Annotated in this window: 14 protein-coding genes and 1 riboswitch; of the genes, 6 read left to right on the top strand and 8 right to left on the bottom strand. The window is 72.4% G+C overall.

From position 1 onward, the window contains the following. Positions 1 to 80: 80 nt before the first annotated feature. Positions 81 to 1,979, bottom strand: coding sequence for an anthranilate synthase family protein (locus OG594_RS10610; RefSeq protein WP_266597535.1), 1,899 nt, complete (start codon positions 1,977 to 1,979; stop codon positions 81 to 83). 340 nt (positions 1,980 to 2,319) lie between these two features. Here OG594_RS10610 and OG594_RS10615 point away from each other — a divergent pair, with 340 nt between their 5' ends. Both OG594_RS10615 and OG594_RS10620 read left to right on the top strand, forming a co-directional pair. Then, a complete protein-coding gene (locus OG594_RS10615) occupies positions 2,320 to 3,675 on the top strand; it encodes a class II 3-deoxy-7-phosphoheptulonate synthase (protein WP_150257096.1) in 1,356 nt (451 codons plus the stop codon). 182 nt (positions 3,676 to 3,857) lie between these two features. Continuing rightward, positions 3,858 to 4,115, top strand: a complete 258-nt coding sequence (locus OG594_RS10620) for a bacterioferritin-associated ferredoxin (protein ID WP_094744772.1) — start codon at positions 3,858 to 3,860, stop codon at positions 4,113 to 4,115. A gap of 16 nt (positions 4,116 to 4,131) precedes the next feature. On the opposite strand, the gene bfr is transcribed toward OG594_RS10620, so the two are convergent. Then, positions 4,132 to 4,608 (bottom strand): bacterioferritin, encoded by a 477-nt coding sequence (bfr, locus tag OG594_RS10625; protein ID WP_030010525.1) that lies wholly within the window; start codon positions 4,606 to 4,608, stop codon positions 4,132 to 4,134. 173 nt (positions 4,609 to 4,781) lie between these two features. Between bfr and OG594_RS10630 the strand changes: the two genes are divergently transcribed. Further along, a complete protein-coding gene (locus tag OG594_RS10630) occupies positions 4,782 to 5,414 on the top strand; it encodes a sulfite oxidase-like oxidoreductase (RefSeq protein ID WP_030010526.1) in 633 nt (210 codons plus the stop codon). Positions 5,415 to 5,444: 30 nt separating this feature from the next. Here OG594_RS10630 and OG594_RS10635 read toward each other — a convergent pair whose 3' ends face one another. The 6 genes from OG594_RS10635 to thiO all read right to left on the bottom strand — a co-directional run bounded on the left by OG594_RS10635 (position 5,445) and on the right by thiO (position 11,255). Then, positions 5,445 to 5,984: a DUF4396 domain-containing protein gene (locus tag OG594_RS10635; RefSeq protein ID WP_266597543.1), complete on the bottom strand. Its 540-nt coding sequence runs from the start codon at positions 5,982 to 5,984 to the stop codon at positions 5,445 to 5,447. 86 nt (positions 5,985 to 6,070) lie between these two features. Beyond that, entirely contained in the window at positions 6,071 to 6,928 is an 858-nt protein-coding gene (locus OG594_RS10640) for a deoxyribonuclease IV (protein WP_266597545.1), read from the bottom strand. 9 nt (positions 6,929 to 6,937) lie between these two features. Continuing rightward, positions 6,938 to 8,854: a Stk1 family PASTA domain-containing Ser/Thr kinase gene (gene pknB, locus OG594_RS10645; RefSeq protein ID WP_266597547.1), complete on the bottom strand. Its 1,917-nt coding sequence runs from the start codon at positions 8,852 to 8,854 to the stop codon at positions 6,938 to 6,940. A 213-nt stretch (positions 8,855 to 9,067) separates the two neighbouring features. After that, positions 9,068 to 9,862 (bottom strand): thiazole synthase, encoded by a 795-nt coding sequence (locus OG594_RS10650; protein ID WP_266597549.1) that lies wholly within the window; start codon positions 9,860 to 9,862, stop codon positions 9,068 to 9,070. A 5-nt stretch (positions 9,863 to 9,867) separates the two neighbouring features. After that, positions 9,868 to 10,080, bottom strand: a complete 213-nt coding sequence (thiS, locus tag OG594_RS10655; protein ID WP_266597551.1) for a sulfur carrier protein ThiS — start codon at positions 10,078 to 10,080, stop codon at positions 9,868 to 9,870. Further along, on the bottom strand, positions 10,077 to 11,255 hold the full coding sequence (gene thiO, locus OG594_RS10660; RefSeq protein WP_266597553.1) for a glycine oxidase ThiO: 1,179 nt from the start codon (positions 11,253 to 11,255) through the stop codon (positions 10,077 to 10,079). Before thiO ends, thiS begins: the two co-directional genes overlap by 4 nt. Further along, a riboswitch (TPP riboswitch) is annotated at positions 11,253 to 11,364 on the bottom strand. (Overlaps the previous gene by 3 nt.) Positions 11,365 to 11,445: 81 nt before the next feature. On the opposite strand from thiO, the gene OG594_RS10665 reads away from it, so the two are divergent. The 3 genes from OG594_RS10665 to thiE all read left to right on the top strand — a co-directional run bounded on the left by OG594_RS10665 (position 11,446) and on the right by thiE (position 13,878). Further along, complete coding sequence (locus OG594_RS10665) at positions 11,446 to 12,666, top strand: NAD(P)/FAD-dependent oxidoreductase (protein ID WP_266597555.1); 1,221 nt, start codon at positions 11,446 to 11,448, stop codon at positions 12,664 to 12,666. 136 nt (positions 12,667 to 12,802) lie between these two features. Next, entirely contained in the window at positions 12,803 to 13,168 is a 366-nt protein-coding gene (locus OG594_RS10670; RefSeq protein WP_030724382.1) for an Rv2175c family DNA-binding protein, read from the top strand. A gap of 74 nt (positions 13,169 to 13,242) precedes the next feature. After that, positions 13,243 to 13,878 carry a thiamine phosphate synthase gene (gene thiE, locus OG594_RS10675; RefSeq protein ID WP_266597558.1) on the top strand — a complete coding sequence of 212 codons (636 nt, stop codon included), beginning with the start codon at positions 13,243 to 13,245 and terminating at the stop codon, positions 13,876 to 13,878. The last annotated feature ends 71 nt before the right edge of the window (positions 13,879 to 13,949 follow it).

Genomic DNA, 13,949 nt, shown 5'->3' on the forward strand with positions numbered 1-13,949 from the left:
AGGGCGGCCCGGACCCCGGCCGGTCCCCGCGCCTCAAGGGCCGGACGGGCCGAGATCCGGCCCGCCCGGCGTGCAACGCCTCAGGCCGGGGACACCGCCCGGGCTCCGGCCAGGAGTTCACGCAGCAGGTCCGCGCCGCGCAGGGTGAGGACCGACTCCGGGTGGAACTGCACCCCCGCGAAGCCCCCGGCCGGGGACCGCAGGGCGTGCACCTCGCCCGTCCCGGGGTCGCGGGCGACCTCGACCCCCTCGGCGGCCAGCCGGCCGGCCAGGACGTCGTCGCAGCGCGCGGTGTACGTGTTGTAGAAGCCGACCACCTCCTCGGCCCCGAACAGATCGATCCGGGTCTGCGCCCCCTGTGCCGGCTCCGCCTTGCGGACCAGCGGCAGGCCCAGCTCGGCCGCCAGCAGCTCGTGGCCCAGGCAGACCCCGACCAGGCCGTGGCGGTGCCCGGCCAGCAGGTCGGCCGTCAGCGCGCGCAGCATCCGCATCTTGGGGTCCGCGGCATCCGCCGGATCGCCCGGGCCGGGGCCCAGGACGATCGGGCCCTCCCAGGCCAGGGCCGCCGCCTGCAGCCCCGGATCGTCGTAGCGGCGTACGGTCACCTCCAGCCCGGCCACCCGCAAGACGTGCGCCAGCATCGCCGTGAAGGTGTCCTCGCCGTCCACCACCAGCGCATGGCCCGCCGGCGCGGTCGGCCGCTCCTGCATCCGGAGCCAGAACGGCGCCAGGTCCTCGCGGCGCGCCGCGAGGGCCGCCCGCACCCGCGGGTCGTCCGCCAGCCGGGCCCCCTCGAAGGCCCGGCGCGGCGCGGCCGGTCGCACCCCGAGCGCCGCCAGCACCCCCGCCGCCTTCGCATGGGTCTCCGCCACCTCGCCCGCCGGATCCGAGTGCCGGACCAGCGTGGCGCCCACCGGCACCCGCAGCGTGCCGTCCGCCGCGATGTCGGCGGTGCGGATCAGGATGGGGGAGTCGAGGGTCTGCGCCCCCGCGGGGTCCCGGCCCAGCAGGGCCAGCGCGCCCGCGTAGTAGCCGCGCCCGCCCGCTTCGTACCGTTCGATGACGCGGCAGGCGTTCTGCACGGGGGATCCGGTGACCGTCGCCGCGAACATGGTTTCGCGCAGTACCTCCCGCACGTCCAGCGAGGACCGGCCCCGCAGCTCGTACTCGGTGTGCGCGAGGTGGGACATCTCCTTCAGCCGCGGTCCGACGACGACCCCGCCCATGTCGCCGACCGTGCACATCATCTTCAGTTCCTCGTCGACCACCATCGACAGCTCCTCGGTCTCCTTGCGGTCACCGAGGAAGGCGAGGAGGGAGTCGGCCGTCGGCCCCCCGGCCGGGTAGCGGTAGGTGCCGCTGATCGGGTTCATCACGACCGTCCTGCCGGACATCCGCACGTGCACCTCGGGGCTGGCCCCGACGAGGGTCCGCTCCCCGGTGTGGACGACGTACGTCCAGTACGCGCCCCGCTCGCCCTCCAGCAGCCGCCGGAACAGCGCGAGCGCGTCGGCCCGGTCGAAGCCGTCGATGCGGCCCCCGTAGGTGCGCCGGATGACGAAGTTCGCGCCCTCACCGCGGCCGATCTCGTCCTCGATGACCCGCCGGACGGTGGCCGCGTACTCCTCGTCGGGGACGTCGAAGCCGCCGTCGTCGACCCGCACCGGGTGGCTCGGCAGCGCGGCCAGCGCCTCGGCGAGCGGGATCTCGTACGCCTCCTCGGCGACCAGCACGCTCAGCGGCGTGCCGTCGTCGCGCACGTCGAAGCCGCGCTCCCGGATCTGTCGGAAGGGGACGAGAGCGAGGGCGGGCAGCTCGCCGACGGGCAGGTCGGCGAGGCGTTCGACCTCGCCCACCTGCCCGATCAGCACCTCGACGGTGTCGTGGTCGCGGCCGGGGGTCCGCCGGCGCAGCAGGGCGAACGGCGGGCAGGCGGGGTCGAGCAGTCGGCTCAGTCGGTCGGGTCGGCTGTGATTCATGGGGCGGAGCGTCCTTCCGGTGGGAGGAGCGGCCCCTGGGATCCGACGACGTGGTCGAAAACGCGGAAGGCCGCCCCTCGGGGCGGCCTTCGCGTCGTGCGTGTCTTCAGGTACGCGCGAGGAGTGGGCCGCCGGGAGCGGGCCACCACCAGTTCTGGTTCGTGTGCGCGTACATGGTGGGCACCTTAGCCCAGACCGCCCCCGCGGGGCAGGATCTGTCTCACGACGCGAGCTGAACCATGGATTCCGCTCCGTCGGGCGCCCGCGACCTTTGAGCTGGTTCGTCTCACGTTGTGGGCGGGGGGTCGGACGCGGCCCGTGACGCCGTAATGTGTACGAGGTGACCGTGAACGCTGAAACCCAAGCCCCCGCCGCCAAGGCGACCTGGCGAGACCTTCCCGCGGCGCAGCAGCCTTCGTACCCCGATGCCGAGGCTCTGCGCGCTGTCGTCGCGGACCTCGAGTCGTATCCTCCCCTCGTTTTCGCGGGTGAGTGCGACCAGCTGCGTGCCCGTCTGGGAGCCGTCGCCAAGGGCGAGGCGTTCCTGCTCCAGGGCGGCGACTGTGCCGAGGCCTTCGACGGCGTCTCCGCCGACCACATCCGCGCCAAGCTGAAGACGCTGCTCCAGATGAGCGCCGTCCTGACGTACGCGGCCTCCGTGCCCGTCGTCAAGGTCGGCCGCATCGCGGGCCAGTACTCCAAGCCGCGCTCCAAGGACACCGAGACCCGCGACGGCGTCACCCTGCCGACCTACCGCGGTGACTCCGTCAACGGCTTCGCCTTCACCGAGGAGGCCCGGGTCCCGGACCCGGAGCGCCTGAAGCGCATGTACAACGCGTCCGCCTCGACGCTCAACCTGGTGCGCGCCTTCACCACCGGTGGCTACGCCGACCTGCGCCAGGTGCACGCCTGGAACCAGGACTTCGTGAAGTCCAGCCCGTCCGGTCAGCGCTACGAGCAGCTGGCCCGGGAGATCGACAACGCGCTGAACTTCATGAAGGCGTGCGGCACCGACCCGGCCGAGTTCAAGGCCGTCGAGTTCTACGCCTCCCACGAGGCGCTGCTGCTCGACTACGAGGGCGCGCTGACCCGCACCGACTCGCGCACCGGCAAGCTGTACGACACCTCCGGCCACATGGTCTGGATCGGTGAGCGCACCCGCCAGCTGGACCACGCGCACATCGAGTTCTGCTCGCAGATCGCCAACCCGATCGGCATCAAGCTCGGCCCGACCACCACGGTGGACGAGGCGCTGACGTACATCGACCGCCTGGACCCCGAGCGCGAGCCGGGCCGGCTGACCTTCGTCGTCCGCATGGGCGCCGACAAGGTCCGCGACAAGCTCCCCGAGCTGGTCGAGAAGGTCACCGCCTCCGGCGCGATCGTCGCCTGGGTCACCGACCCGATGCACGGCAACACCTTCGAGGCGGCCTCCGGCCACAAGACGCGCCGTTTCGACGACGTGCTCGACGAGGTCAAGGGCTTCTTCGAGGTCCACAAGGCCCTCGGCACCCACCCGGGCGGCATCCACGTCGAGCTCACCGGTGACGACGTCACCGAGTGCGTGGGCGGCGGCGACGAGATCTTCGTCGACGACCTGCACCAGCGCTACGAGACGGCCTGCGACCCGCGGCTCAACCGCAGCCAGTCCCTGGACCTGGCGTTCCTCGTCGCCGAGATGTACCGCGACCAGTAGGGATCAGTCAGTACCTTCGTACGACAGTGGGGCGCGGATCGATGTGATCCGCGCCCCACTGTCGTATCCAGGGCTTTTAGGCGACCCTAACTTTGGGTACGGTTAGGTAAGCCTCACCGAAATGGGGATGGCTCGCTGATCCGCTGAACTGCTGAACCATTCCGCCCTGGGAGGTGAACCGCGTGTACGTCTGCTCTTGCTTCGGTGTCACCGACAAGCAGGTCAAGGAGCACGCGGCTGCCGGGGCCTGCACCCCGCGCCAGATCGCCTCGGTCACCAAGGCCGGCACCGACTGCGGGTCGTGCGTGCGCACCATCCAGGGCATCCTCGGCCGTGGGGCCTGCCCCCGCCGGGAGCTGCTGGAGAAGGGCCAGGGTGCGGCCGTGCTCGCCGCGGAGCCGGGTTCGGCCCGTTCGGCAGAGCTGGCGGAAGCGGCCTAGGGCTCGATCGGCCCGGTCAGCTCGGCTGCTCGATCAGCTGCGCGATGTAGAGCGGCTCGCCCAGGGACTCGATGAGCTCCAGCTGGGTGTCGAGGTAGTCGATGTGGTGCTCCTCGTCCTCCAGGATCTCCTCGAAGAGCCGGGCCGAGGTGATGTCACCCTTGCCGCGCATGACCTCGATGCCCCGCTTGAGCCGGTCGATGGCCTCGACCTCGACCTGGCGGTCCGCCTGAAACATCTCCGTGAGCGTCTGCCCGACGCGCACGTGGAAGAGGCGCTGGTAGTTCGGCAGGCCATCGAGCATCAGGATGCGCTCGGTGATCTTGTCCGCGTGCTTCATCTCGTCGATGGACTCTTCACGCGTGTACTTGGCGAGCTTGGTCCAGCCCTTGTTGTCCTGGATGCGGTAGTGCAGCCAGTACTGGTTGATGGCCGTCAGCTCGCCGGTCAGCTGCTCGTTCAGAAACTCAAGGACCTCGGGGTCGCCCTGCATCGCAGAGGCTCCTTCCAGGCAATGTCAGCTATGTGACGGGGCAGTTGCGCGCATCCTTGCACCGCCGCAGGAGACCGTCCAGTAAGTGCCTCCTTAGTGGGAGTTGCCGTGACTTGCCCGAATCGACGAAGACCTGGTCATGACCACCCTGCCCAGTCTGTCACCATGGAGTCATGGGTCAGCCGGAAAGCCGGGAATCTCCGGGAGCAGAGCAGTTGGAGCTTCCACCGGGGCAGCGGCTGCAGAGGGGCTGGCCGGTCACCCATTACGGGCCCGTACCCAAGTTCAAGCCGGACCGCTGGGAGTTCCGCGTCTTCGGCGCGACGGCCGACGGGGACAAGCACTGCTGGAACCACGAGGAGTTCACGGCCCTGCCGTTCGACTCCGTCGTGGCCGATCTGCACTGCGTCACGAAGTTCAGCATGCAGGGCGCCGAATGGGGCGGAGTGCTCGCCCGTGAGGTCCTCGCCCTGGCTCCCCCCGCACCGCAGGTCACGCATGTGATGGTGTGGGCCGAGTACGGCTTCAGCTCCAACCTGCGACTGGCCGACTTCGCCTCCGACCGGACCGTCTTCGCCACCCACGAGGGCGGTGAACTGCTCACCGCCGAGCACGGGTTCCCGGTACGGCTGGTGGTCCCGCACCTGTACGCCTGGAAGGGCCCCAAGTGGGTCCGCGGCATCGAGTACATGACCGCCGACCGCCGCGGCTTCTGGGAGGAGCGCGGCTACCACAACATCGGCGACCCGTGGCGCGAGCAGCGCTACTCGTACCAGGAGGAGCCCGGGGAGGGCCCCGAACTGTAGGGGCGCCGCCCCGCGCCCGGTGGTGTCCGCTCAGTGGTGGTACTGGTGCACGACCGCGTGACCCTTGCCGCGGCCGATCATCCACTTGTTGACCGGGGTCGTGATCACGAAGGCGGCCGCCAGCGAGATCGCCAGGACGATCCAGAACAGCGGCTCCGACAGGTGCGCGTCCATCGCGCCGGGCCACAGGGCGATCACTCCGTTGTCGATCAGCTCCATGACGGCGATCGAAAGGGTGTCCGCGGCCAATGCCACCCGGACGGCCGTACGGAGGTCGACGCCGGCGGCGAGGATCCCGCGCAGGGTGAGGGCGTAGCCGAAGAAGAACGCGAGGACGATCGCCAGGATCATCGTCGGGACGTTCCCCCAGCCCAGCGCGGTACCGATGACCATGCCGAGCACCTCGCCGATGGCGCACCCGGTGAGGCAGTGCAGGGTGGCCCGGGCGGCCGTGCCCCAGCTGACCGGGCCGCCGGCGCCGTGCGCGGGTGCGTGGTGCTCGTGCGACTGCGCGGGCCCGTGGTCGTGGTGCCCCTCGTGACCCGTGTGCCCTTCGTGCCCGTGCTCCATGGCAACCCCCTCGTGGGAAGGCCGGGTAGCGGTCCCGTCGACATGAAAACCGTATACCCCCCTGGGGTATTCCTGGAATCAGTGGATCACTGCGGGCCGCGCAGCTCCTTCAGCAGCGCGACGTCCGCCGCGTGCCCTTCCTTGCCCCCGGGCGTCTCGATGATCAGTGGCACGCCCTCCATCGCGGGGTGCGTGATCAGCTCCGCGAAGGCGTCCCGGCCGATGTGCCCCTGGCCGATGTTCGCGTGCCGGTCCTTGTGGGCGCCGACGCCCTCCTTGGAGTCGTTCGCGTGGACCAGCTTCAGCCGGCCCTCGCCCACGGTGTCGACCAGCAGGTCCAGCATCACCTTCGTCCCGCCCGGCTCCGCCAGATCGTGACCGGCCGCGAAGATGTGGCAGGTGTCCAGGCAGATCCCCAGCTTCGGGTGGTGGTCGAGCGCCTCGAAGTAGGGCCCGAAGTCCCAGGTGCGCGAGCACAGCGAGGAGCCCTGCCCGGCCGTGGACTCCAGCAGCAGGAACGGGTCGTCGTCGTGCGTCAGCTCGTCCAGCAGCGGCAGCACGTGCTCCCTGACCTGCGCGTACGCCGCCTCCCGCGGGCGCCCTCCGGTCGCCGACCCGGTGTGCACGACCACCCCGAGCGCACCGATCTCCCGGCCGCGGCGCAGTGAATGGCGCAGCGACTCCACCGACTTCTCCACGGTCGCCGCGGTGTGCGAGCCGAAGTTGATCAGGTACGGGGCGTGCACGTACGCCGGGATCGACCCGGCCGCGCACTCCGCCCGGAACCGTTCGTCCTGGGCCGGATTGCCGACCGGGGTGGCCCAACCGCGCGGATTGGCGACGAAGACCTGGACGGCCTCCGCCCCCATTTCCCGGGCGTAGGTCAGGCCGACCGAGGCGAGCCCCCCGGCCACGGGGACGTGGCCGCCCACTGGATTGCGCATCACCACGGCTCACAGCCCCTTGGTCTTGATGGCGATCGTGCTGCCCTCGGGGGCGGTCTGCCCGGGCGCCACCGACTGGGTGTCGACCGTGTTGCTGAAGGAGATCAGCGGCCGGTCCACCTTCACCTTGAAGCCGGCGGCCTCCAGCGCCTTGCGGGCCGCGTCCACGTCCTGGCCGGTCACGTTCGGGACCGGGACCTGCCGGGGCCCCATGGACACGGTCAGCGTGACCGTGTCCCCGGCGGCGGCCTGGGTGCCGGCGCCGATCGACTGGTTGGCGACCGTACCGGCCGCGAAGGGGGCGTTGACCTGCTCGGGAGCCGTCGCGACCTTGAGTCCCAGGGCCTCCAGGCTCGTCTTCGCCTGGTCGACGGGCACCCCGGTCACGCTCGGGACCGGAACCGGGCGGCCCTTGCTGACCACGAGCGAGACCGCCGTGTCGGGCGCCCGCTTCTCGCCGCCCGCCGGATTGGTGCTGATCACCGAACCCTGGGCGATGTCCTGGCTGAAGGCCTGCGTCACCATCCCGGGCGCCAGCCCGGTCTGCGTCAGCTCGGCCTTGGCCTCCTCCAGGGGCCGGCCCTTCAGGTTGGGCACGGCCACGAGCTCGGGGCCGCGGGAGATGGTGAGGGTCACCGCGTCGTTGCCGCGGATCCGCCCGCCGCCCGGGGGATCGGTCTTCATCACCGTCCCGCGCTCGAAGGCGTCGCTGAACTTCTGGTTCACCCCCTTCACCCCGAGCCCGGCCGTGGACAGCCGGGAGCGGGCCTGCTCCTCGGTCTTGCCGAGCAGGTTGGGGACCTTCGTGAACTGCCCGGAGTTGATGTACCAGACGCCGACCCCGAGCCCGAGCGCGAGCAGCACGCCCGCGATGACGAGCAGCACCCCGCGACGGGGCCGCCGCGCGGGCGCCGCCGGCCGGTGTGCGGGCGGAGCGGGCGGCGAGGGCGGCATCTCCAGGCGGGAGGTGTGCTGCACGGGCTGCTGCGCGGCCACCGGGCGCGGGATCACCCCCGTACGGTCCTCGGCGGACGAGCGCTCCTCGGCGCGCGCCTGCGGGGGTACGGCGTCCAGCTCGGCGTCGCTGAGCAGCGCCCGGGTCTCGCGGGTCAGGCCGAGCAGGGCGGCCGCGTCGTAGGGACGCAGCTCGGGATTGCGGGCGGCGGCCTGCGCGACCAGCTCGTCGAGCCCGACGGCGAGCCCCGGGACCACGGCGGACGGGGGCGGGACGTCCTCGTGCAGGTGCTGGTAGAGCACCTGCGCGGGGGTGCCGCCGGTGTGGGGCTTGGAGCCGGTGAGCATCTCGTAGAGGACGACACCGCAGGCGTAGACGTCCACGCGGGTGTCGGCGACGCCGTTCTCGATCTGCTCGGGGGCCAGGTAGGAGACGGTGCCGAGGACGGCGCCGGTGGTGTTGGTCACCGAGTCGACCGACCGGACCAGCCCGAAGTCCGCGACCTTCACCCGGCCGTCGTCCCCGATGAGCACGTTCTCGGGCTTCATGTCGCGGTGGACGAAGCCGGCCCGGTGGGCGGCGCCGAGGGCGGCGAGGACCGGTTCGAGGATGTCGAGGGCGGCCCGGGGCTGGAGCGCGCCGCGCTCGCGCAGCACGTCGCGCAGGGTGCAGCCGGAGACGTACTCCATGGCCAGGTACACGTACGGCCCGTCCGTGCCCTGGTCGAAGACGGCGACCACGTTCGGGTGCGCGAGCCGGGCGACGGACTTCGCCTCGCGGATGAACCGGTCGACGAAGGCGGCGTCGGCGGCGAGGGCCGGGTGCATCACCTTCAGGGCGAGCACGCGGTCGAGGCGGGTGTCGACGGCCCGGTAGACCGTGGCCATGCCGCCGGCCGCGATGCGGGCGTCGATGCGGTAGCGGCCGTCGAGCACGCGCCCGACGAGGGGGTCATCCAGGGTCGTATCCACCCGCCGATTCTACGAGCCGCCGCGCGTCGACCGTCCTGGGTGGGTCGCCTTGCAGCGCAGCTGTGACGCTGGGCGGGGTCGGGACCGCCCCCGCGGCGCGCAGCCCCGGGCCGACCGTCCCGAAGCCGCGCCGCGCCCGGGGGTGGGTGGGCAGTCGCCGATCGAGGGGGTGGGTCGCGGGGTGAAGGCCCCGCCCCCGTGGCTTCGTACCCCTCAGAACGCCGGGCGCTCCGGGTCCAGGGCGGCGCGGCCCGCTGTGGGGGAGGAGGCTTCGGCGAAGCGGCGTTGGGGGATGCGGCCCGCGCGGAAGGCGAGGCGGCCCGCCGAGACGGCGTCGCGCATGGCCGACGCCATGAGGACCGGTTCCTGTGCCCGGGTCACCGCCGAGGCCAGCATCACCGCCGCGCAGCCCAGTTCCATCGCCAGGGCCGCGTCGGAGGCCGTGCCCGCGCCCGCGTCCAGGATGACCGGGACCGACGCGCGCTCCGCGATCAGCTCGAAGTTGTGCGGGTTGCGGATGCCCATGCCGGACCCGATGGGGGACCCGAGCGGCATGATCGCCGCGCAGCCCACGTCCTCCAGCTTCCGCGCGAGCACCGGGTCGTCATTGGTGTACGGGAGGACCGTGAAGCCCTCGTCCACCAGGATCTCGGCGGCGTCCAGCAGCTCGACGCCGTCGGGCAGGAGGGTCCGTTCGTCCGCGACCACCTCCAGCTTGATCCAGTCCGTGCCGAGCGCTTCCCGGGCCAGCCGGGCCGTGAGGACGGCCTCGCCCGCCGTGAAGCAGCCCGCCGTGTTGGGGAGGACCGAGATGCCGAGCTTGGTCAGCACGGACAGGACGGAGCCCTGGACCGTGGGGTCCAGCCGCCGCATCGCGACCGTGGTGAGTTCGGTGCCGGACGCGACGAGGGCGCGTTCCAGCACGTCCAGGCTCGGGGCCCCGCCCGTGCCCATGATCAGGCGGGAGGTGAAGGTCCGGCCGCCGAGGGTGAAGAGGTCGTCCGCCACGTCGGTCAGCCCCCCTGTACCGCGGTCAGGATCTCGACCCGGTCGCCGTCGCCCACGACGGTGGCCGGCCACTGCCCGCGCGGGACCACGGTCTCGTTGAGTGCGGCGGCGACGCCGGAGGGGGACGTGGTCAGGGTGGCGACCACCGTGTCGAGGGTGGCGCCGGCCGCGACCTCGCGCGGCTCGCCGTTGACGGAGACGGATACGGAGATGGTCATGCGTACGACTCCTGACGTGCGGCGGAGAACCGGCGGGGGGTGAAGGGGCGCGCGATCTCCGGCAGTTCGCCGGTGGCCAGCAGCTCGGCGAGGACCTCGCCGGTGAGCGGGGTCAGCAGCACCCCGTTGCGGTAGTGCCCGGTGGCCAGGTGCAGGCCCGGCAGCTCGGTCGGGCCGAGCAGCGGGGCGTTGTCGGGGGATCCGGGGCGCAGCCCCGCCCGGGTCTCGGTGAGCGGGAGTTCGGTGATGCCGGGGACCAGTTCGTGGGCGTCGCGCAGGAGTTCGTAGACCCCGCCCGCGGTGACGGTGGTGTCCCAGCCGAGTTCCTCGCTGGTGGCGCCGATGACGAGCTCGCCGTTCTCGCGCGGCACCAGGTAGACGTGGCTGCCGCGGACGACGGCCCGTACGGTCCGCGACAGGAACGGCGCGTACGCCGTCGGCACCGTGAGCCGCAGGACCTGCCCCTTGACCGGCCGCACGGGGGCCACGACCTCCGGCGGTACGCCCGCCAGCCGGCCGGTGAGCGAGCCCGCGGCGAGGACCACCTGGCCGGCGAGCAGCTCCGTGCCGTCGTCGAGGAGGGCGCCGGTCGCCCGGTCGGTGGTCGTGAGGAGCCGCTCCGCGCCGGCCCGGTGGAGGGTCACGCCGGCGCGTTCGCAGGCGGCCAACAGGGCGGCCGCGAGCCGGCGGGGGTCGACCTGGTGGTCGCCGTCGACCCGCAGGCCGCCGCGTACGCCCGGGGCGAGCATGGGCTCCAGGCGGCGGCACTCGCGGCCGGTGAGCCACTCGGACTCCAGGCCGCAGCGGCGCTGTAGGGCGTGCAGTTCGCGCAGGTGGAGGCGGTCGTCGGCGTCGAGGGCGACGGCGAGGGTGCCGCAGGCGCGGTAGCCGATGTCCATGCCGCCGCTGGCTTCGGCGAGCTCGGCGGCGAACTGCGGATAGCGCGCGGCGGAGGCGAGGCCGAGCCCCAGCAGGGCTTCCTCCCCGTAGTGCAGTTCGGTGACGGGGGCGAGCATGCCGGCCGCGACCTGGGCGGCGCCGCCACCGGGTGCGGGGTCGGCGAGTACGGTGCGCAGTCCGCGCGCGGCGGCCCGCCAGGCGGTCACCAGGCCGATGATTCCGCCCCCGATGACGAGGACGTCGGATCCCTTCCGAGGTGTTCGGGATGCGTGCATGGGCGTCCAGCCCCTCCCTTCGCCGGCATGACCCGGATCAGGTTCGTACGGTCGGAGGCCGGCCAGCCTCCCTCTCAGCCCGGTGCGCCGGACTCCCGCGATAGGTACGGTGGCCAGACTAACCCGGCGGTGGAGGGCGGGTAAGGCGGCGCCTATTCCTGACGGAGCGTCAGATGATTAGGGTGGCGGCGTGAGCGAGCAGACGGAACAGAATCAGCGCGGCGTCGTGATCGTCGGCGCCGGAATGGCCGGGGTGCAGACCGCCGTGGCCCTGCGCGAACAGGGCTTCACCGGCCCAGTGACCCTGCTGGGAGCCGAACCCCACCAGCCCTACGACCGGCCCCCGCTGTCCAAGGCGGTCCTCCTCGGCAAGGCCGAGGACTCCGCCTTCGACGTGGACTTCGAAGGCCTCGACATCGACCTCAGGCTCGGCGTCGAGGTCACCGGACTGCGTGCCGCCGTCCACGAGCTGGACACCGAGGCGGGGCCGGTCCCGTACGGGATCCTCGTCCTGGCGACCGGCGCGCAGCCGCTGACCCTCCCCGGGACCGAAGGCGTCCCGGGCGTCCACCTGCTGCGCACGCTGGACGACGCGGCCCGGCTGCGCCCGGTGCTGGCCGCGTCGCCCCGGGCCGTGGTCGTCGGGGCGGGCTGGATCGGCGCCGAGTTCGCCACGGCCGCCCGGGAGGCGGGCTGCGAGGTCACCGTGGTCGAGGCGGCGGACCGGGTGCTGGCGGGAGCGCTGCCCGCCGAGGTCACCGAGCCGATGGCGCGCTGGTACCAGGAGGCGGGCGCGGAGCTGATCACCGGGGCGAAGGTCGCCGGGATCGAGGAGGGGCGGGTCCTGCTGGGGGACGGGCGGACCCTGCCCGCCGGCGCGGTGGTGGTGGGCATCGGAGCCCGCCCCGCCACCGGATGGCTGGACGGGACCGGCGTGCAGCTCGGTCCCGACGGCTCGGTCACGGCGGACGCGTACCTGCGGACCTCGCTGCCCGGGGTGTACGCGGTCGGCGACTGCGCCTCCTTCCCGTCCGGGCGGTACGGGACGCGGCTGCTCGTGCACCACTGGGACAACGCGCTCCAGGGGCCGAGGACGGTCGCGGCGAACATCCTGGCCGGGGAGCCGGCCCAGGTCTACGACCCGGTGCCGTACTTCTGGTCGGAGCAGTTCGGGCGCTTCGTGCAGTACGCCGGACACCACGGCGGGGCCGACACCCTGCTCCTGCGGGGGGACCCGGCCGGCCCCGCCTGGTCGGTGTGCTGGCTGCGCGACGGGGCGCTCGTCGCCGTCCTGGCCGTGGGGCGTCCGCGCGACCTGGCGCAGGGCCGCCGCCTGATCGAGACGGCGGTCCTCCTGGACCCCGCCAAGGTCTCCGACCCCGGCACCCCGCTGAAGTCGGCCACGGCCTGACGGCCGCCGGGGCTGGATTTTCCAGCCCCGCCGGCGTTTGAGGCGCGGGGTTCGGGGCGGAGTCCGGGCACGGCCCGCGACCCGGACGGGGTCGCCCAGGTACCGGCGGCCGAGCCGAGATGGCAGGCTTGTTCCTGTGACCGAGATTGACGCAAAGATCGATGCCCTTGTTCCCTCCTGGCTCTACCTCCCCGACATCGCGGAGATGCTGAACATCGAGGTGACCCGGGTCCGCCAGATGGTCAAGGAAGGACAGCTCATCGCCGTCCGCCGCGGCGAGAACCGTTCCCTGCAGGTTCCGGCCCCCTTCATCGACGGCGACAAGGTCGTCAAGGGCCTGGTCGGTCTGCTGACCGTGCTGCGCGACGACCGTTTCACCGAGGAGGAGATCCTGGAATGGCTCTTCACCGAGGATCCGACCCTGCCCGGCACTCCCGTGCAGGCGCTGAGCGAGAATCGCGGCACGGAGGTGAAGCGCCGCGCTCAGGCGCTCGCCCTCTGACCTGATCGCCTTTCGCTCCACAGCGGTGTACGGGCCGCGGCCCGTACACCGCTTCCATCACGGGGGGTACACCCATGCAGCTGTCCGACGCCCGGCTCTACCTCTGCACGGATGCCCGCAAGCGCCAGGGTGACCTCCCCGAGTTCCTCGACGCCGTCCTGTCCTCGGGCGTGGACATCGTCCAGCTCCGCGACAAGGGCATGGAGGCGGGGGAGGAACTCGAACACCTCCAGGTCTTCGCCGAAGCCGCCCGCCGCCACGGCAAGCTCCTCGCCGTGAACGACCGCGCCGACGTCGCCCACGCCATCGGCTCCGACGTCCTGCACCTCGGCCAGGGCGACATCCCCGTCCCCGCGGCCCGCGCGATCCTCGGCGAGCGGGTGCTGATCGGCCGCTCCTGCCACGCCGAGGACGAGGTTGACGCGGCCGTCGCCGAAGCCGGCGTGGACTACTTCTGCACCGGCCCCTGCTGGCCCACGCCCACCAAGCCCGGCCGCCACGCCCCGGGCCTGGACCTGGTCCGCTACGCGGCCTCCCTGGAGCAGGACCGCCCCTGGTTCGCCATCGGCGGCATCGACGGCTCGAACCTGGACGAGGTGCTGGACGCCGGCGCCACCCGCATCGTGGTCGTCCGCGCCCTCACCGAGGCCACCGACCCCGGTGCGGCCGCCGCGGAGCTCGCCCAGCGGGTCCGGGCCCGCCTCGGCTGAGTCCGGTCCCCCCGGACCACGGGCGGTCGCGTTACCCCGTACGGACGCTTTCCGGCCAGAGCCAGCCCCTC

The sequence above is a fragment of the Streptomyces sp. NBC_01214 genome, assembly GCF_026340975.1.
In the GTDB taxonomy this organism is placed as follows: Bacteria; Actinomycetota; Actinomycetes; order Streptomycetales; family Streptomycetaceae; genus Streptomyces.